Source organism: Arcicella sp. GW821-FHT09D11 (assembly GCF_059416265.1).
This window is the reverse complement of sequence record NZ_JBWKOV010000014.1, coordinates 1-18,467: the sequence shown is the minus strand read 5'-3', so window position 1 is coordinate 18,467 and position 18,467 is coordinate 1. Positions and strand designations below refer to the sequence as shown.

At 35.1% G+C, this 18,467-nt stretch carries 19 protein-coding genes; 7 read left to right on the top strand and 12 right to left on the bottom strand.

Annotated elements, in window-relative coordinates; genetic code table 11:
- Positions 1-45: 45 nt before the first annotated feature.
- A complete protein-coding gene (locus tag AC07N0_RS22110; RefSeq protein WP_494591026.1) occupies positions 46-918 on the bottom strand; it encodes a cation diffusion facilitator family transporter in 873 nt (290 codons plus the stop codon).
- Positions 919-1,364: 446 nt separating this feature from the next.
- Here AC07N0_RS22110 and AC07N0_RS22105 point away from each other — a divergent pair, with 446 nt between their 5' ends.
- Positions 1,365-1,886, top strand: a complete 522-nt coding sequence (locus AC07N0_RS22105) for a YciE/YciF ferroxidase family protein (protein ID WP_492804435.1) — start codon at positions 1,365-1,367, stop codon at positions 1,884-1,886.
- 170 nt (positions 1,887-2,056) lie between these two features.
- A complete protein-coding gene (locus AC07N0_RS22100) occupies positions 2,057-4,216 on the top strand; it encodes a catalase (RefSeq protein ID WP_494591025.1) in 2,160 nt (719 codons plus the stop codon).
- Positions 4,217-4,335: 119 nt separating this feature from the next.
- On the opposite strand, the gene AC07N0_RS22095 is transcribed toward AC07N0_RS22100, so the two are convergent.
- Together AC07N0_RS22095 and AC07N0_RS22090 are read right to left on the bottom strand one after the other, a co-directional pair.
- Positions 4,336-4,809: a CinA family protein gene (locus tag AC07N0_RS22095; protein ID WP_494591024.1), complete on the bottom strand. Its 474-nt coding sequence runs from the start codon at positions 4,807-4,809 to the stop codon at positions 4,336-4,338.
- Between the two features lie 33 nt (positions 4,810-4,842).
- The gene (locus AC07N0_RS22090) at positions 4,843-5,691 is read right to left on the bottom strand and encodes an SDR family oxidoreductase (protein ID WP_492804439.1); all 849 of its coding nucleotides are present in this window, start codon (positions 5,689-5,691) and stop codon (positions 4,843-4,845) included.
- Positions 5,692-5,813: 122 nt separating this feature from the next.
- On the opposite strand from AC07N0_RS22090, the gene AC07N0_RS22085 reads away from it, so the two are divergent.
- From AC07N0_RS22085 to AC07N0_RS22065, 5 genes are all read left to right on the top strand, one after another.
- Positions 5,814-6,476, top strand: a complete 663-nt coding sequence (locus tag AC07N0_RS22085) for a DUF6766 family protein (protein ID WP_494591023.1) — start codon at positions 5,814-5,816, stop codon at positions 6,474-6,476.
- 461 nt (positions 6,477-6,937) lie between these two features.
- Positions 6,938-7,141: a helix-turn-helix domain-containing protein gene (locus AC07N0_RS22080; RefSeq protein WP_492804441.1), complete on the top strand. Its 204-nt coding sequence runs from the start codon at positions 6,938-6,940 to the stop codon at positions 7,139-7,141.
- On the top strand, positions 7,138-7,461 hold the full coding sequence (locus AC07N0_RS22075; protein ID WP_492804443.1) for a HipA N-terminal domain-containing protein: 324 nt from the start codon (positions 7,138-7,140) through the stop codon (positions 7,459-7,461). The genes AC07N0_RS22080 and AC07N0_RS22075 overlap by 4 nt, the downstream gene beginning before the upstream one ends.
- The gene (locus AC07N0_RS22070; RefSeq protein WP_494591022.1) at positions 7,454-8,467 is read left to right on the top strand and encodes a type II toxin-antitoxin system HipA family toxin; all 1,014 of its coding nucleotides are present in this window, start codon (positions 7,454-7,456) and stop codon (positions 8,465-8,467) included. The genes AC07N0_RS22075 and AC07N0_RS22070 overlap by 8 nt, the downstream gene beginning before the upstream one ends.
- Positions 8,468-8,689: 222 nt before the next feature.
- Positions 8,690-10,330, top strand: a complete 1,641-nt coding sequence (locus tag AC07N0_RS22065) for an alpha-L-rhamnosidase-related protein (RefSeq protein WP_494591021.1) — start codon at positions 8,690-8,692, stop codon at positions 10,328-10,330.
- Between the two features lie 48 nt (positions 10,331-10,378).
- On the opposite strand, the gene AC07N0_RS22060 is transcribed toward AC07N0_RS22065, so the two are convergent.
- The 9 genes from AC07N0_RS22060 to AC07N0_RS22020 form a co-directional block, all read right to left on the bottom strand.
- Positions 10,379-10,738 (bottom strand): hypothetical protein, encoded by a 360-nt coding sequence (locus AC07N0_RS22060; RefSeq protein ID WP_494591020.1) that lies wholly within the window; start codon positions 10,736-10,738, stop codon positions 10,379-10,381.
- A gap of 287 nt (positions 10,739-11,025) precedes the next feature.
- On the bottom strand, positions 11,026-12,138 hold the full coding sequence (locus tag AC07N0_RS22055) for a sensor histidine kinase (RefSeq protein ID WP_494591019.1): 1,113 nt from the start codon (positions 12,136-12,138) through the stop codon (positions 11,026-11,028).
- Positions 12,139-12,272: 134 nt separating this feature from the next.
- Positions 12,273-13,055 (bottom strand): LytR/AlgR family response regulator transcription factor, encoded by a 783-nt coding sequence (locus AC07N0_RS22050; RefSeq protein WP_494591018.1) that lies wholly within the window; start codon positions 13,053-13,055, stop codon positions 12,273-12,275.
- A 93-nt stretch (positions 13,056-13,148) separates the two neighbouring features.
- Complete coding sequence (locus AC07N0_RS22045) at positions 13,149-13,868, bottom strand: hypothetical protein (protein ID WP_492804454.1); 720 nt, start codon at positions 13,866-13,868, stop codon at positions 13,149-13,151.
- Between the two features lie 33 nt (positions 13,869-13,901).
- Positions 13,902-16,220 (bottom strand): peptidase domain-containing ABC transporter, encoded by a 2,319-nt coding sequence (locus AC07N0_RS22040; protein WP_494591017.1) that lies wholly within the window; start codon positions 16,218-16,220, stop codon positions 13,902-13,904.
- Positions 16,221-16,233: 13 nt separating this feature from the next.
- Entirely contained in the window at positions 16,234-17,403 is a 1,170-nt protein-coding gene (locus AC07N0_RS22035; RefSeq protein WP_494591064.1) for a radical SAM protein, read from the bottom strand.
- Positions 17,404-17,463: 60 nt separating this feature from the next.
- Entirely contained in the window at positions 17,464-17,646 is a 183-nt protein-coding gene (locus AC07N0_RS22030; protein WP_323248690.1) for a hypothetical protein, read from the bottom strand.
- A gap of 30 nt (positions 17,647-17,676) precedes the next feature.
- Positions 17,677-17,871 carry a hypothetical protein gene (locus AC07N0_RS22025; RefSeq protein ID WP_323248688.1) on the bottom strand — a complete coding sequence of 65 codons (195 nt, stop codon included), beginning with the start codon at positions 17,869-17,871 and terminating at the stop codon, positions 17,677-17,679.
- 20 nt (positions 17,872-17,891) lie between these two features.
- A partial coding sequence (locus AC07N0_RS22020; protein ID WP_494591016.1) for an alpha/beta hydrolase family protein occupies positions 17,892-18,467 on the bottom strand: 576 nt, incomplete at its 5' end.

The following is an 18,467-nucleotide window of genomic DNA, read 5'->3' as shown; positions in this document are numbered from 1 at the left end:
TTGCATTGATATCGTTGACATATTCTGAGATATGCGTAGCTTTCTCTATATATTATTAGGCTCAATATGTATCAAAATTTGTCCAAGCTGAGGCAATTTTTGTTGTAATGTGTCTTTTAGATGATGAGCAATGTCGTGTCCCTGCTTGACGGTTAAGTTTCCATCTACTGTGGCGTGTAAGTCAACATGGTATTTCATTCCTGCTTTACGGATAAAGCATTTTTCAGTACCAACCACGCCATTTACAGTGAGGGCAACTATTCTGATTTCAGCGATTAAATCATCATAAACGTTCTCGTCCATGACTTCACCCAATGCTGGTCTAAAGATTAAATAACTATTGTATAATATAAATACTGACGCAAATAGGGCGGCCCAATCATCGGCTGATTCAAAACCTTTGCCAAAGTACAAGGCAATAGAAATGCCAATGAATGCAGAAACCGAAGTGATTGCATCGCTTCTGTGGTGCCAAGCATCTGCTTTTAATGAAGAGCTATTCGTTTCTTTACTCTTCTTAATGACTATTTGATAAGATATTTCCTTCCAAATAATTATTATTCCTAAAATTATTAACGTCCACGCTTTTGGCAGTTCGTGAGGAGTACCTATATTTTGTATACTTTCATAAGCGATAATTACAGCAGAGGTTATTAAAAAGCCAACTACTAAAAAAGTAATTAATGGTTCTATGCGACCGTGTCCATAAGGATGATTTTTGTCAGGAGGTCTGTTGGCATATTTAAGTCCAAATAAGACTAAGATAGAAGAAAAAATATCTGCGGTAGATTCAATTGCATCTGCTATGAGTGCATATGAGTTTCCAAAAAGTCCAGCAAGTCCCTTTATCGTAGCCAAGGCTATATTTCCTATTATACTAAAATAAGTTGTTCTTATTGCCTTCTGCTCATTTGTCATTTTTTACCAAGGTTTTAAGGTTACATATAATATTTATATACCAGTGATTAGGCTAGGTTATCGTATAACCATTTATGAAGTTACTTTATCCAGAAAAACTTGATATACTTAATTGCTATGTCGTTATATACAAATGTAAGTAAAAGTAGTCTTGTAAAATATAAGTGATGCTTTCGATAAAGAGCTATGTACTAAGTCTTTATCGAAATTAAAGGCTTTTGTCGCTATTTATAGTGCTTAAAATAATATTATTAATTGACAATAAATGAGGTAGTTATACCACATTCTATACATAACTAATCCGTTTGGGGGTGCTTCTTACTCATTATACAATGTAAATAATAAGTGGTATATATTTTTTTTATTATTTATCAAAAAAACACACATGCTTGAACGTTAGCATCTAGTGTTATAAGCAATCTATTCAAACTTAATTTGGAGAAAAAATGAAAAACACACAAAAAAAATCAGATGTGGCTACTGGCCTGAGCGAATTATTTGAAGACAGCTTAAAAGACATTTATTATGCTGAAAAAGCATTGACAAAAGCTTTGCCAAAAATGGCTAAGAAAGCTACTTCTCAGGAATTAGTAGACGCCATCCAAGAACATCTCACGGTTACTGAAGGCCAAGTAGATCGTTTGGAAAAAGTATTTGAGGTATTAGGATTAAAAGCACAAACCAAGAAATGCGAAGCCATAGAAGGGTTGATTAAGGAAGCAGAGGAAATCATGGAAAGCACGCAGGAAGGCGTAGTGCGTGATGCAGGTATTATTGCTGCAAGTCAGAAAGTAGAACATTACGAAATTGCCACTTATGGCACATTGGTAGCTTTTGCTAATACGCTAGGGGAAAAAGAGGCGGCTGATTTGTTGAGCCAAACCTTAGAAGAAGAAAAAGAAGCCGATAGCGCATTATCTAACATTGCAGAAAGTTCAATCAATATTGAGGCTGCAGAAGAGGTATAAGCCAATTGCAAATGAAGTAAAAAATAACAAGACTCTCTTTGAGCATTGGTATATTATATTATCAATGCTCAAAGAGAGTTCTGTTGTAAGCACTCCAGCATTAATTAATCTGCTCATAATACATGTATTTATAGGTGTCTTATTCGCTAAAAATCTCATCAGATAAAAAAATGGAAAACTCAACTAATAAAAAACAAGCTGACCTTGACAGCAATAAAGAAGATAGTCATAATCAATTCCTGACTACCAACCAGGGTTTAAAAATTAATGACAACCAAAACTCACTGAAAGCTGGAGAACGTGGGCCTTCTTTGTTGGAAGATTTTATACTTCGTGAGAAAATTACTCACTTTGATCATGAAAGAATTCCAGAACGAGTTGTTCACGCAAGGGGAGAAGCAGCACATGGATATTTTCAGGTTTATGAATCCATGGCTCCTTATACCAAAGCTAAATTCCTACAAGACCCTGCTCAAAAAACGCCCGTATTTGTGCGTTTTTCAACCGTTGCGGGTTCTCGCGGATCAAGCGATTTAGCACGTGATGTCAGAGGATTTGCTGTTAAATTCTATACCGAAGAAGGAAACTATGATTTGGTAGGAAATAATGTTCCTGTTTTTTTTATTCAGGATGCTATCAAATTCCCTGATTTAATTCATGCTGTTAAGCCTGAACCACACAATGAAATTCCACAGGCAGCTTCTGCACATGATACTTTCTGGGACTTTATCTCATTATTACCCGAAAGTATGCACATGATTATGTGGGTAATGAGCGACCGTGCCCTTCCTAGAAGCCTACGCATGATTGAAGGGTTTGGTGTGCATACCTTTAAATTTATCAATGACCAAGGTAAGGCATCCTTTGTGAAATTTCACTGGAAACCTTTATTGGGAGTTCATTCGGTAAGTTGGGATGAAGCACAAAAGATTTCAGGAAAAGACCCTGATTTTCACCGTCGTGATTTATGGGAAGCGATTGAAAGTGGCAATTTCCCCGAATGGGAATTTGGTGTTCAAATTGTTCCTGAAGAAGACGAACATAAATTCGAGTTTGATTTGTTAGATCCTACCAAAATAATTCCTGAAGAATTGGTGCCAGTAATGAAAATTGGTAAAATGACGTTGGATAGAAACCCTGATAACTTCTTTGCCGAAACCGAACAAGTAGCTTTTCACCCTGGGCACCTTGTGCCTGGTATTGACTTTTCGAATGATCCTCTTTTACAAGGACGTTTGTTTTCGTATACTGATACCCAGCTTACTCGCTTAGGAAGTCCAAATTTTCATGAGATTCCTATTAATCGCCCAATTGCACCGATGCATAATAATCAGCGAGATGGACATATGAGGCAGACAATTAATCAGGGCAAAACAAGCTATGACCCCAACACAATAAGTAGCGGATGCCCTTTTCAAGCTAAAATGAGTGAAGGAGGCTTTACTAGCCATAATGAACGCATTGAAGCTCACAAGATTAGAGGTCGTAGTCAAAGCTTTTTTGACCATTTCAGTCAAGCCACGCTTTTTTTTAATAGTCAGTCTGATTATGAAAAAAATCATATTGTAGATGCCTTGAGCTTCGAATTAGGAAACGTAAAAGCGGAATATATTCGTAAAAGAATGCTCAAGATGCTTTGGTATATAGACAAAGGTTTAGCTGCAAAAGTAGTCTACAATTTAGGAATCTCGATTCCTTCTGCTTTAGAGACGCCTTTAAATCAGAGCTATCCTGCCGATGCCGATGTGGCTTCGTATCAGCCTGTTATCGTAAAGAGCTCATTGGAAAAATCAGCAGCCCTAAGTATGGCATCTACCGTAAAGGATTCTATCCTCACCCGTAAGATAGCCATCCTTGTAGCAGATGGAGTCAATGAAAATTCACTTAAAACAATGAAGAGCATTTTGCAAGCTCAAGGGGGTGTAGTAGAAATAATTGCACCAAAATTAGGCGTCGTTATTGCAGAAAATGATCAAGAAATAAAAGTAGATAAGAGTTTTCTTACAGCTGCGTCAGTACTATATGATGCCGTGTATGTACCCGGAGGTTCCAATAGTGTGGCCTATCTAGAAGCTGATGCTGATGCAATTCATTTTCTAAATGAAACCTTTAAGCATTGTAAAGCAATTGCGACTGATTCTGCGGCCTTACCAGTATTAAAGGCTACTTATTTTGGAAGAAAAATTCCTGAAAATTATAAGGATGTATCTGAGATATTAGAAGGAGTATTTATCAACAATTCGATAGAAGCATTAGCTGGTGATTTTATAAATGCTATTGCACTACATCGTTTTTGGCAACGAGAAAAGAAAGATAAAGTACCAGCTTAAATAGTGCTGGTTTATAAAACTAATAAAACCTCTACCTATTTTTTATGCTAAGTCTACACCTATTAATTTACCCTTTTTCAATTACTTTTTACGAAAATCAGATGAAAGTACCCCTTGGTTTATACGTATCTCAACAGAAGTTTTGCAACTCTGTCTATAGTTTGCAATACAATTTCTTCAGGAGAACCTTTAAATATTTCTTTAATGCCGATAGATTTGTCTTTCGTTACCAGATGAATAAACATCGTACCAACGGGTTTCTGGGGCGTTTCACTTCCGCCGCTACTGGTAAGCCCCGTAATCGCTACTAGAACATCAGCCTCTATTAAGGATTTTAATCTGTGAGCTAACTCTTTGGTTACTTCAGCCGATTCGGGAGTATATTCTTTAATCATTTCGGCTGGTACACCCAAAATAGTTTCTTTAAGACAAGCATCATAGTAAACTAATCCACCTTTCAGTAATTTACCCGAATCCTCTACCATCGAGAACTCAGCAGCTGCTCTTCCTGCCGTGGCACTTTCAGCAAAAGCAATCGTTAGGCGGTGTGCTACTAAATGTTTGCTACTTTCTGTTACTAGGATAGAAGGCATATAAATTAGTTTTAAATGAGTATGCTTTTGTGCTTACGTATTGATGATGACTCCACCATTAGGATGAATCACTTGACCAGTAATATAAGAGCTATCTTCAGACGCTAGAAAAACAAACGCTGTAGCTACTTCCCAAGGCTGTCCTCCCCGTTGCATAGGCGTATCTTTCCCAAAGTCTTCTTTCTTTTGATCTGGAAATGTAGAAGCAACCAACGGCGTCCAGATAGGCCCTGGTGCAACAGCATTTACCCGAATATTTTTATGTGCTAAACTTGCCGACAACGATCTGGTAAAACTTATCAAAGCACCTTTGCTTGAAGCATAGTCAATCAAATGTCCATTACCTTGATAAGCCACTACAGAAGCGGTGATAATAATACAACCACCTTCTTTGAGATGCTTTAGGGCCTCTTGAACCATGTGGAAAGACCCGAAGACATTTATTTTAAACGTTTCTTCCCAATCTTTTGATTTTACTTTAGTAAAATCCTCTTGAGGATGTTGTATACCCGCATTGTTAACTAATATATCTAATTTATTAAAACGTTTGATGACTGCTTGGGTCGCCCGTCTCGGAGTAGATGGGTCTAATAAATCTCCTCCTATCAGGAAACATTCCCTTCCTTCATCTTCGATAAGTTCTTTGGTGATATTAGCATCTTTGTTTTCTGAAGGATGATAAAGAATAGCAATATTAGCACCCTCTCTAGCAAAATGGATAGCAATGGCTCTGCCAATACCACTATCGCCCCCTGTAATAAAGGCTACTTTATTTGTCAATTTACCCGACCCTCGATAATTATTTCTGATAAATACCATTTCAGAAGTTTTTTTATTATTGATTCCGGGATTATTGTCTTTAGTTGTTGCTTGCGATTTCATATAAGGATGTATTAATAACTATGGTTTAGTATATGTATGAAAAAATTATACCAGTAAAAAATATAGTGAAGAATAAGTGGTATACTTTTTTAACCTTATCAATAAAATAATAAACACTAGTGATGAAGAAAAATAACTCTTTTTGGAGGAATAATGGGCTATCTTTAGCCTTACTGGGGTGTTTTTTGCTCTTTTGGGGAGGGCAGGCTCTTACAGGATGGCAAGAACATAATCAAGAATTAAACGAACATGGAGCCTATAGCTTAACATTTGGAGCTTATCTTCAAACAGGACATTTTTTATCGGCCACTTTTGAAAATTGGGAAAGCGAGTTTTTCCAGATGATTGTTTACGTATTATTTACGATTTCCCTCCGACAAAAAGGTTCTGCAGAATCCAAAGCGTTAGAAGGAGAAGAGAGTGAAGATAAAGCGCCAAAAGTTCATCCAAATGCCCCTTGGCCCGTTAAGAAAGGAGGAATATGGTTGAAGTTCTACCAAAATTCCCTTACAATAGCGTATGTTTTATTATTTACTATTTCTTTTTGCTTTCATGCTTATGGAAGTTATGAAGTGTATAGACAACAGCAATTGTTAAGCCACGAAGAGGTAATGTCATTCTCAAAGTATCTTGTCGGAAGTCGTTTTTGGTTTGAATCATTCCAAAATTGGCAGAGCGAATTTCTTGCGGTTTTATCTATTGTATTTTTGAGTATTTATTTACGTCAAAAAGGTTCACCAGAGTCTAAACCTGTAGATGCACCCTATGAAAAGACGGGTAAATAATAAAGGGGTAGAAATATTACTTAACATAACAAAAATTATACATCAAAAAAGGTGACATTGATGTTTATTAAAGTTGGGGTAAAATATCCTGTAAAAATCTGTTTAATGATGTAATCGTAATATTTTCTTCTACTTTATACGTTTCATTGACTTTGGAAATATGACTCAATATTTCTTATTATATCCATGAAATTTGTAAATATAATTTACAAATTTCATGGATATAATAATTTTATGAATTACAAGTACCGAACATCAAATTTATCTTCTTTATTTATGTAACCGATACATAGCCTTGGCTATTTTTAATTGTAGCAAATGGTTAGTAGTTTCAACAGTATGTTATCTTGAATAGATTACATACTTAATCTTCTTTGATAATATGCATTAAAACGCATATTTTATAGATAATCAAAAAACATATTGTATATTTATACTAATAAACGCATTATGATGCATAAATGGATAAGCAAACTTTAGGAGAACAAATAAAAAACAGGCGTAAAGTATTGAAGATACGCCAAGAAGACTTAGCAGAAATCTCGGGCGTTGCTTTACGAACAATTGTATCAATTGAACGTGGAGAAGGAAACCCATCTTTAGAAACATTGCTAAAATTGGCAGAAGTATTAGGCATGGAATTACAACTGAATGTAAAATTATGAGAAAGGCAAAGGTTTATTTCAAAGGAACTCCTGCGGGAATTTTAGCAGAAGATAAAAACGGTTTTGTATTTCGATATGAGGATGATTACTTCCAACATTCGACTTTCAGACCTATAAGTATGACTATGCCCAAAAACCAACAAGTTTATCACCATCGTGCTCTTTTTCCAGTTTTTTATAATATGCTACCCGAAGGGGCAAACAAAGAAACACTTTGTCGTTTATTAAAGATTGATGAAAATGATTTTTTCGGATTATTATTGGCAACCGCTCAATATGATACGATAGGAGCTATAACTGTTATTCCTATTTATGAATAATTTAGATTTAAAATATTGCCCCTCTACCCTCAAAGAAGGATTTAAATCCTTCTCTCCGTTGGCGTTAAGACGCCTTTTTAATGGTAAAAAAATAAGTCATTATCTTCCATTTTCTTTAAATTACCCTACCGAAAGTACCTTTAAAATTCAACGAATTTCTATTTCGGGAGTTCAGGAAAAAGTATCTCTCTTGTTGGACAAAAATAAACTTCGATTGGTTGAAGTCAATGAGCATGGAGAGTATATTTTAAAACCCATTCCTAGTAGTCGTTTTAAAGCGGTTGATGAAATTCCTGCGAATGAACACCTAACAATGCAAATAGCCAGACAGGTTTATAAAATAGAAACAGCCGAAAATACGATGATGTTTTTTGCTGATAATCAACCTGCGTATCTGACCAAACGATTTGATTATCATTCAGATGCTACAAAATTGATAGTAGAAGATTTTGCCACATTGGCAGGAAAATCAAGTATTAAAGGGGGAAGCTCAATGAAATATGAGGGTAGTTACGAAGACATGGCCATGCTCATAAAAAAGTATGTAGTGGCTTATTCAATTGAAATGGAAAAGTTTTTCCGCTTAGTGTTATTTAATTACCTGTTTTCTAATGGGGATGCTCACTTAAAGAATTTTTCATTAATAGAAAGCCTTAATGGAGATATGATTCTAGCTCCAGCTTACGATTTGCTCTGTACCCGTTTACACGTGAATGATGATGATATGGCAACAGCCGACGGTTTATTTTCGGATGATTTTGAAACAGAGTCTTTTAAAGCGAATGCCTTTTATACCTATGATGATTTCGTGAGTTTTAGTATTAAAATTGGAATAAATGAAAAGAGAGCGAAGCAAATCATTGCTTTTTTTCAAAAAGATTATCCACTTATTCATCAGCTCATTAAACATTCGTTTCTTTCCGAAGAAAGCAAAATAGTTTATACAAATTTATATTTTGATAAATTAAAGCGCTTGAATTATAGATTGCTAACTACTAAAAATTAGTAACATTGTTTTAAATTTCAAGATATTTAAGTGCTTTACGTATAGTATTTATCGTTATATAAAAATCTAAAGTAGAGGTTTTTATTATAGTAACAATCATGTACGCTAGGATATGAATAAAATATAGATTTTTTGTTTTATTCCAAGATAGTTTTAGCTTATTTTACATCTTTACTAATAAAGGGTTGCCTTTATTGAAGATTCTTATAAACAATAAAAACTATGAAAATTACTCCGTTTTGGTTATCTGTTACCATCCTTTTATTAGGGAGTTCATCGCTAAAAGCACAAGATTATTACAAAAATGAACGCAAACATTGGTTGGATGCTGCCCAAAAAACAACGCCTAAATTAGTCGAAACAATCAAACGCCCAATCAGTGTAGTAAAAGTTGAAAAAGATGTTGCTAGTTTTCAAGGGTGGAAAATCGTTAAAACAGGTACAACAGATTCTTTATTTAATAAATCGTTTAAAAAGCAAACAGGTATTATCCTTGATTTTGGCGAACACCTCACAGGTTTTGTCACATTCAAGGTTGAAGATTTTGGGAGAGCTGCTGATGCTCCTATTCGTTTAAAATTTACCTTTGGAGAAGTGCCTGCAGAAGTAGCAGAACCTTTTGATCCGTACAAAGGGGGATTAAGCAGAGCTTGGTTGCAAGATGAGATTATTACTATCTCGGAAGTTCCTAAAGTAATTACCATTCCAAGAAGACTAGCATTTCGTTACGCAAAAATAGAGTTGTTAGGAAGTTCTGTCTATTCAGATTTTAAGGTTTCGGATATTTTTGTGAAAGCTACTACCTCTGTTACTCATAAAGCCGCTCCATTGGCTAGTAGCACACCTGAAATCATTAAGCAAATAGACCAGATAGGCCTAAATACATTGAAAGAATGTATGCAAACTGTGTATGAGGATGGACCAAAAAGAGACCGCCGTTTGTGGATTGGAGATTTGTATTTAGAGTCATTGGCAAATATTTACTCGTTCAAAAATCATGATCTTACCAAGCATTGTTTATATACTCTAGCAGGACTAAGTTATGAAAATGGTGTGGTGCCTTCTAATGTTTTCGAACGACCAACTCTTCATCCACAAATCAATCCATTGTTTGATTATGCATTAATTTATAATGTGGCTGTAAAAGAATATTTACAAGCTACGGGCGATAAACAAACAGCATTAGATTTATGGAAGACAGTAAAGAAGCAAATTGAGATTCCTAAAAAATACATCGGTGAGGATGGCATGATGGATTATCAAAAAGCAGGGAAGGAATGGTGGTTATTTTTTGATTGGCGAAATGGGTTAGATAAACAAGCTAGCTTGCAAGGAGTAGTAATTTGGGCTTATAAAAATACTTATGATTTAGCCAAAATGCTTGGCAAAGAACAAGAGGTAAAAGAGTTACCAGCATTGATTGAGAAAATGACAGCAGCTTCTCATAAAAATTTATATGATGCAGATAGAGGTGTTTTTGTGAGTGGTACAGACAAACAAGTGTCCTATTCTTCACAGGCATGGATGGTTTTAAGCGGTATTGCCTCAAAAGAAGAAGGCAAAAGAGCTTTAGAACAAGTAGCCAAAATGGAAAATGTTGTTAGACCAGGCGCTCCATATTTATATCACTACGTCATTGAAGCAATGATTCAAGTTGGGATGGGCAAAGAAGCTAAAGCAGCAATAACAGACTATTGGGGAGATATGGTAAAAAGAGGTGCCGATACTTTCTGGGAAGTATATGACCCTAAAGACGATTTCCTTTCGCCATATAATGCCTATTTAGTAAATAGCTATTGTCATGCTTGGAGCTGTACGCCTGTTTATTTCATTCGTAAATATCCTAAAATCTTCCAACAATGAAAAAGAGAATGATTTTAGGATTCTAATTACTATAGGTTGAGATAATTATCAGTCATATTTCATAGAATATTTCATGATGGCACTAACAACTAATTCAAAAGTTAGCGGACGAATGATATATTCTATAATGCATGGCGTTAACGTCTTTTCAAAATTTGGCAAGGCCTTCGGAGATGAAATAACGATTGTATTATTAGAAAAAGCTAATTTTTCTAATAATACAATCGTCTCTTGAGGGGGACTTTCAACACTAATAAATAATAAATCCACAGGCTTTTCATGCAGGAATTTCTCTACATTATCAAAAGAACCAGACCATTCTCTTTTTAGGAAAGTTATCCTGTCAAGATAGTCTACCAATTGGTTTTCTAAAATAGTATTTTCGTATAGGATTCCGTAGCTGTCCATTCTGTAATTAAAATTTAAAAGAGTAAATTTTCTATCATCTTGTCACGATAGTAATAGTAGTACTTCCTGACTTAAAATGTAAATTGGTATTTGAATAATGATTATTGTTAAGGGTAGAAACAGTTTTTTTTGCAAGATTTAGTTTTGAATTTTTCATAGTTTTTGCTGTTTGAAAGGTTAAATATATTTAATGATGACACTAAATAACATAAACCAGCAGCAGCAATGAAAAAAATTAGAGCAACTATGGACTTGTTTAGATAAAGTAGGTATTAAAGGAAGATAAACTAGACCAACTCTAGTTGTAGCTCGACAAAAAAAGTTTGTTTTTTATTTTCAATTAATAGTTTATACTTGTCTGGATAAAGTAATTCCAGTCTTTTTTTGACATTAAATAGCCCTATTCCACCTTGTACTTCTTCGTGCATGATATGAGTCGGTTTGCTATTTTCAACACAAAGTATGACGGTCGATTTTTTCATCCTAAAATCAATTTTCACCCAAGAGGCCTTTCCTGTATTACTCACGCCGTGCTTGAATGCATTTTCTACAAAAGAAATAAAAATCAGTGGTGGAACTTGATAATTACCAAAATCATTATCCATCGTAAGTGTGATATTTACTCTGCTTTGAAAACGAATTCGCTCTAATTCGGTATATTGTTGAATAAATTCTACCTCACGCTTTAAAGATACTTTTTCACTTTCCGTTTCATAAAGTGTGTAACGCATTAGTCCCGATAACCTCACTATAATATTAGCGGCGGTCTCGTCCTTTTCAACGATGAGGGAATATATACTATTGAGTACATTAAAAAGGAAATGTGGATTAACCTGCGATTTTAGGAAGTTTAATTCAAGATTAAGGTTGTCTCGCTGTAGGGAAATCGTTTTGTTACGAGAGGCAATAATTATTTTTACGAATTTTACAATTAGTGGGGGCAAGATGGGTAATGTTTCATTGTATATATGAATAAAAAATAATTTAGAGAAAAGGATTGACCCCATTAATCCACCTTCATTAATTGTTTTTGCATATCGCTTATAATAAGGCGAAGTGTCAAAATTGTTACTAACGGTTTCAAACATATAATAGGAAATTACCGAATCTAGAAAAAACATAATGCCTATTCCTATTAAAAAAAGAAACCAACTATTCCCTTTCATAACAAGGGGTAGCAATAAATAGGCAATTATATAATAAGCAAACATTGATTTAACAACCAAGAAAAAAGTATGTACTAAGGCCGCTTTTGGATATTCCCATCCAGCAAGATTAAACCCAAAGCTAGAGAGAATAAGAGCAGTGATAGCCCAAAATATCACATGAGTCCAAATACGTGCCGAGGGGGAATAGAGTGAAAAATATATTTTTGCGTTGTCTAAAAAACTTTTATTCATCTTGTATAATGGATATAAAATAAACAAGTCGATTTCGTCAATACAAGTTGAGAAAAATAATCTTCTGGCTTGTATTAATAAAATCGACCGTCAAATGTTTTCTTGATAAATACCAAGTTATCATAAACCTTTTGCTAAATCAAGGTTTTACTTTTAAAGTATTCTTTCAGACTCTCTCGATAACTACTACCAATATCTAATTTTCTATCGTTCGACATTTCAATCATGTTGCCTTCAATACTTTTCATGGCTGCTAACGAAATGATAAAAGAACGATTGATGCGTAAAAATTTTGATTTTGGTAATAGTTGTTCAATACGCGTCATCGTCATGTATATGACGATAAACTTTGTTTTAGTATGTATCTTCAGATAATCCTTCATGCCTTCAATGAAAATAATTTCATGAGGATAAATTTTTACGAGCTTTTTGTCTTGTTTTACTAAAAGGTATGTTTCTTCTTCCGACTCTTCTTTATTGATATCTTTTCCTTCCAAAGAGACAATGGTTTCTTTGGGCTCAGTAGCAACAGGGGCATTGTTTTTCTTATCAATCATCCGTTGTTGAATCTTATTGATTGCCTTCAGGAATCTATCAAATGGAAAAGGTTTTAATAAGAAATCAGCCACATCGTGTTCATAACCTTCTATTGCATGGTAAGAGTAAGCTGTAGTAATAATAATTTGTGGGCGAGTATTGGTAAGTGATTTTAAAAATTCTAGTCCAGTCATTTCTGGCATATTAATGTCTAAAAAAATAATATCTGGCTTTTTTTCATTAATCATCACAAGTGCATCCATTGCTGTAAAACACTTTCCTACACATTGTAAATAGGGGATTCTATTTACAAATTTTTCAATGAGTTCTTGTGCCAAGAGCTCGTCATCAACAATTAAACAGGTTAATAAATTTTGCATAACTATTTATAGAATAATAATCAAATATAACAATAATAGGTGTTAAATGCAAAAAATACTTTATTAATTGAGAATGCGCATGTCATCTTGTTATCAATTAAAATTTCCTCCAGTAAAACGACTTAATAAACTTTTTTCATCCAGCATGACTTCTGCCGTTCCGATAAGGTAATATTGAAGTGGTATTTTTTTGCCATTGGTGGTATTCATCCCGTTCGTTAGTTCAACTGATGCCCTATAATTGTTATCAATTGCATACGGAACTACGGCGGTTATTTTTCCTTCTAAATAGCCAAATTCATTAACAGGATAAGGGTCTAGTTTTATTTGTACCCGTTGCCCTACCTTAATCTGCCCTACTCCTTTTATGGGTAGCGATAGTTGAACACGATAGCTAGACATCGCTGGCGTTACTATGATGGTTGACTTATTAGGATTATTGTCAGTAGCCCTTAATATGATCACTCGTCCTGCTACAGTAGATACTTCATAAAATTTTTCATTGGTCTGTACATTATTTTCAATGAACAATGTATCCCCTTTTTTAACAATCTGAGAATCAACAACCGTCAATTTATATTCCAAAGGTGGCGTTGCCATCCATGATACTTTTTTAGGTTGTATCGTTGTCGTTATCAAGGCGTTTGCCTGAGCAACATCTGGATAACTGACCCAATATGAAGTAAGGATGAATACAAACAGGATTGAGAATAAGACAGTAATACCCCATCTAACAATCCAATGTGGAACAAGACCGATAATTTCTTGAATCTCTTCGCTCCTGAGTTCGAAACTGCTACTTTGCTCTGGCATGGTTAATGAATAGTTTTATGATAAATATTATTGCTATGCTGTTTCTAGGTCTAATTGGTTTTTGACTAACTCATAATAATACCCCTTTTGTGAGGCTAGTTGTACATGAGTACCTTTTTCTCTGATTTCGCCATTTTCCATGACAATTATCTGGTCGGCATTTTTTACGGTACTTAGTCTATGAGCAATTACGACGACGGTTCTACCATGAAAGAATTTTTCTAGGTTTTCCATGATAATGTTTTCATTATTGGCATCTAAGGCACTTGTGGCTTCATCAAAAAATAAATAAGTGGGATTTTTATAGACAGCCCTAGCGATGAAAATACGTTGTTTTTGTCCGCCACTAAGCCCTGAACCTGTACTGCCAATTTTGGTGGTAAACCCTAAAGGAAGTTTGCGTAAATAGTCTTGAATATTAGCCACCCTGACAGCATTTATCAATTTCTTTTCGTCAATTTTTTCCCCATCCACTGCAATGTTTCGGGTGATGGTGTCTGAAAAAATATAACCATCTTGCATCACAGTCCCACATTTTTTTCTCCATTCACGTGCCGATAAATCGTTCAAATCGTTGCCATTGACTAAGATTTTGCCATCATTAGGGGGATAAAATTTCAATAAGAGCTTCAACAGCGTAGTTTTTCCACTACCACTTGCCCCAACAATAGCAGTTACTTTCCCCGCTGGGATATGTAAATTAAGATTCTTGAGAATCAATGGACTTTGCGAACTACCATATCTGAATGAAACATCTTCAAGGGTTATTCCTTTTCGAGCGTTAATCATTCCATTTAGGATTTTGCCTTCGCTAATTTCTTCTATAAAATACGTTTGGTCTTCATAACTATCATCTAGTTCGCTTGAAAACACTTTACCCATTAATTGCTCTTCGTCGGCCTCTTCATCTGGGCGATTATGGATTTCTGCCAATCGGTCCAAACTTATTTGGGCATCCTGAACGCTTCTCATAAATTTAATGATTTGCGTAAGGGGTGCATTCAACTGCCCGATGATGTAAGAAATACTAAGCATTACCCCTAAAGTAATATGGTTATTCATTACTTCTGACGCCACCATATATGAGATAATGATATTCTTAAGCTGGGTCAAAAATGTTGAACCTACTTCTTGATACTGTTCAAGAGACAAACTTTTGATGTTGATTTTGAACAATTTAGCTTGTATTCTTTCCCATTCCCACCTACGCGCTTTTTCGCAGTTATTCAATTTAATTTCCTGCATACCCGTAATCAATTCATAGATGCTATTCTGGTTTTCTCTTAAACTCTGAAAGCGTTTATAGTCTAAATCTTTGCGTTTTTCTAAAAAAAGCACTACCCAAATGATTGAAGCAACACTACCTGCCGCAAAGACAACTAATATGGAGGTACTATAAATCCCTAATATTATCGAGAAAATGATTAGGTTGATGAATGAGAATAATGTCTGAAGGGTTGAACCCGTCAGAAAAGATTCTATCCTATGGTGGTCATTAATCCGCTGAGAAATATCTCCCGTATTTTTTGATTCAAAATAACTAATGGGTAATCGCATTAGTTTCAGTAAAAAATTGGAAATAATAGACACACTCATGCGAGCATTGATGTGTAACAAAATCCAATTTCGAATCATATCAACAGCCATACCCCCTAGAAAGAGAAGTAGTTGAGAAATTAATATCAGTTTTATAAATTGATGATTTTGTCGCTGAATACCATAATCCACCATGCTTTGTGTCAAGAATGGGAAAATCATTGACAGTAAACTGCCGAACAGCATTCCAAGGATAATTTGAACCAAGTATTTCTTGTAGGGAGTCATGTATTGAAACAAGAACTTAAATCCCATTGACTCCTTTTGTTTTTCCTCAGCAGTTTCGTAGAATTGATTAGTCGGTTCTAATAATAAGCTCACCCCTTTATTGTCGGAGGTACTGACCCACGATTTCATAAAGTTTTCCTTATCAAGCCACACTAAGCCATGGGCAGGGTCTCCTAATAAAATCCTATCCGAATTATTTTTAGAAAAGGGTAACTTAAAATTAGGGCGTTTCATATCATAAAGTACTACAAAATGCTCTTGATTCCAGTGAAGGATACAAGGCTTGGGTACTTCATCAAACAATTGCTCGTAAGAAAGTTTAGCTCCGAGGGTTTTGAATCCAATTTTTTCGGCTGCCTCACTAATTCCTAAGAGACTCACTCCTTGGCGTGTGATAAAAGAGTTAGCTCTAAGGAAATCAAGCGGATAATCAACACCATAATAAGCTGATATCATCTTGAGGCAAGTAGGTCCGCAGTCCATATAGTCGAGCTGACGATAAAATTTATATTTGCTGCTGGCTATCATAAGTTCAAGTTTTTTAAATGTTATTATGCTTTAATTCTTCAAATGACAGATAAGTAAGCTCGTTCTCCTCTACTAATTCACTAGGCAGGTAATCAAGTACTTTGTTCTGAACATGAGTAATCAATTTCATTAAATCCAAACAGTATACTGAAGGGTTATCAAAATCATTATGTTTGCTATAGCGATGAGCGACGAACCCTCCCCCACAAACTTCCACAATCGGACAAGCTTGGCATTTTGAACATAAGTTGTCATGACCATTGATATATCTTTGTGCAAGGTCATCCTCCAAAGATTCATCTAACGTATTCGTATGAATGTTATACCCCTTTTTGGTAAAGCCATCACCACAAACCTTAAAAGAGCCTGTTACTTCAATAGAACCATCGGTTTCAATCGTTAAAAATTCTGCTTTTCTATTTCCAATGTATTCAAAGCCCTCATCAATGCCAATGATGATTTTTACGAGTTGTTCAAAAAAGATAATCTGTGGATTATTGGTTTTATCTGTAAACCAATAATCAAAAAGAATAATCAACCAATCTGCATACAGTGTCCTATCGTTTATACCATCCTCGTAGCCCAAAGGAAGTTTTTCATAAGAGCAGTCAGGCAATAAAAAATCGATTAATTGAATCTTATATTCTTTCAAAAAATAAAAGAATTTTTCTGCATCTGACTGAATATTAATGACTGACAAAACCCCAGGAATCTTTTGAAGATAAGCCGATTCAGAGGCAATCTTAAACCCTTGCATGACTGACCGAAATGAACCCTCACCGTTGTGATTTAATCTATACTTGTCGTGGCTCTCTTGATAACCATCAATGCTGATGCCTAACTCAATTTTTAGCTCACTAAATACTTTACACCATTCTTCAGATAATAATATTCCATTGGTTTGAATAGCAAAAAGAAGTTTGGTTTTACTCGGAAGCCTGTCTTTTGCTTGCTCCACAAAGTATCTATAAAACTCCTTTGAAATAAGCATAGGCTCGCCACCGTGAAATATAAATTCAAATGACTTTAAATCATTTGTTTCACAATGCAATCTGACTTGCTCAATAACTTTATCAACAGTATCAATACTCATGAATTTAGGTTGATTTTTGAAAGACTCATCTCCCACATTGTACATATAACAATAGGTACAATTTAGGTTGCAACGACTTGCAACCCTCATAATCAACACTTTGCAAATTGATTTCTCTCTCATGGCTAACTGATACGTTAATAAAAATTACTATTCTGCTGGTGGAGCTGGTGGTGGTGGCTCAGTAGGATCTGGATTTTTACCTCCATATTGGCGAAACCCACCTAAAACATCCTCAGAGATAATCTGATTCTCTTCGGTATTAAAATGCTCTAATGCTTTCTTTTTAGCATCTTTTTCATCTTTTTTGATGAAGAATTTTTTCTTTGCCATGGTATGATATTATTTAACTTGGTGAATAATTTATTTTAAATTATCGAGTAAGATTGCTGCTCTTCCCCAATCAATATCCTTGGATTTATCATCGTACATCGGAGTATATTCTCGGTCTCCACCACGCACTTGTAGCGACATCTCATCGGTCAAGAACTCAATCGGTTCTGCATTTTTCGGTCTGTTAAGAATCTTCTCTATTAGGTTTCCAACTGTTTGTCTCATAATATTTCCTGTTTAAACGGTTATTTATTAATTGAAAATTCGTTTTTTACTACATATTTTTGAAACCAGTTATTGATTTCTGCATACACTTGAAGAAGGTTCTCTTTACCACGATAACCATGTGACTCATGGGGTAGATTAACATATCTTGTGGTCGCTCCTAGCCCTTTCAAGGCTAAAAAATATCGTTCACTTTGTAGGGTGAATGTCCCTGGATTATTATCAGCATCACCATGAAAAAGCAATAGTGCGTGCTTCATTTTATTGGCATTTTGGAAGGGCGAGATAGTATTATACATCGCTGGGCTTTGCCAATAATTGCGTTCCTCTGTCTGAAAACCAAAGGGAGTAAGCGTTCTGTTATAAGCACCACTACAAGCAAAACCTGCTTTGAATAAGTTGGTATGCGTTAATAGATTAGCTGTCATAAAAGCTCCATATGAATGCCCACCAATAGCAACTTTACTGGAGTCTACTACTCCTAAACGTACTCCTTCGTTAATGGCAGCCTTGGCACTTGCCGTAATCTGCTCGATAAAAGTATCGTTTGCTTCTTTTCCTTCTTCGCCTATGATGGGAATTTTCACATTGTCCAA

Coding starts and splice junctions, on each gene's coding strand:
- AC07N0_RS22110 (WP_494591026.1), bottom strand. CDS start 918: ATGACAAATGAGCAGAAGGCAATAAGAACAACTTATTTTAGTATAATA.
- AC07N0_RS22105 (WP_492804435.1), top strand. CDS start 1,365: ATGAAAAACACACAAAAAAAATCAGATGTGGCTACTGGCCTGAGCGAA.
- AC07N0_RS22100 (WP_494591025.1), top strand. CDS start 2,057: ATGGAAAACTCAACTAATAAAAAACAAGCTGACCTTGACAGCAATAAA.
- AC07N0_RS22095 (WP_494591024.1), bottom strand. CDS start 4,809: ATGCCTTCTATCCTAGTAACAGAAAGTAGCAAACATTTAGTAGCACAC.
- AC07N0_RS22090 (WP_492804439.1), bottom strand. CDS start 5,691: ATGAAATCGCAAGCAACAACTAAAGACAATAATCCCGGAATCAATAAT.
- AC07N0_RS22085 (WP_494591023.1), top strand. CDS start 5,814: ATGAAGAAAAATAACTCTTTTTGGAGGAATAATGGGCTATCTTTAGCC.
- AC07N0_RS22080 (WP_492804441.1), top strand. CDS start 6,938: ATGGATAAGCAAACTTTAGGAGAACAAATAAAAAACAGGCGTAAAGTA.
- AC07N0_RS22075 (WP_492804443.1), top strand. CDS start 7,138: ATGAGAAAGGCAAAGGTTTATTTCAAAGGAACTCCTGCGGGAATTTTA.
- AC07N0_RS22070 (WP_494591022.1), top strand. CDS start 7,454: ATGAATAATTTAGATTTAAAATATTGCCCCTCTACCCTCAAAGAAGGA.
- AC07N0_RS22065 (WP_494591021.1), top strand. CDS start 8,690: ATGAAAATTACTCCGTTTTGGTTATCTGTTACCATCCTTTTATTAGGG.
- AC07N0_RS22060 (WP_494591020.1), bottom strand. CDS start 10,738: ATGGACAGCTACGGAATCCTATACGAAAATACTATTTTAGAAAACCAA.
- AC07N0_RS22055 (WP_494591019.1), bottom strand. CDS start 12,138: ATGAATAAAAGTTTTTTAGACAACGCAAAAATATATTTTTCACTCTAT.
- AC07N0_RS22050 (WP_494591018.1), bottom strand. CDS start 13,055: ATGCAAAATTTATTAACCTGTTTAATTGTTGATGACGAGCTCTTGGCA.
- AC07N0_RS22045 (WP_492804454.1), bottom strand. CDS start 13,868: ATGCCAGAGCAAAGTAGCAGTTTCGAACTCAGGAGCGAAGAGATTCAA.
- AC07N0_RS22040 (WP_494591017.1), bottom strand. CDS start 16,220: ATGATAGCCAGCAGCAAATATAAATTTTATCGTCAGCTCGACTATATG.
- AC07N0_RS22035 (WP_494591064.1), bottom strand. CDS start 17,403: ATGAGGGTTGCAAGTCGTTGCAACCTAAATTGTACCTATTGTTATATG.
- AC07N0_RS22030 (WP_323248690.1), bottom strand. CDS start 17,646: ATGGCAAAGAAAAAATTCTTCATCAAAAAAGATGAAAAAGATGCTAAA.
- AC07N0_RS22025 (WP_323248688.1), bottom strand. CDS start 17,871: ATGAGACAAACAGTTGGAAACCTAATAGAGAAGATTCTTAACAGACCG.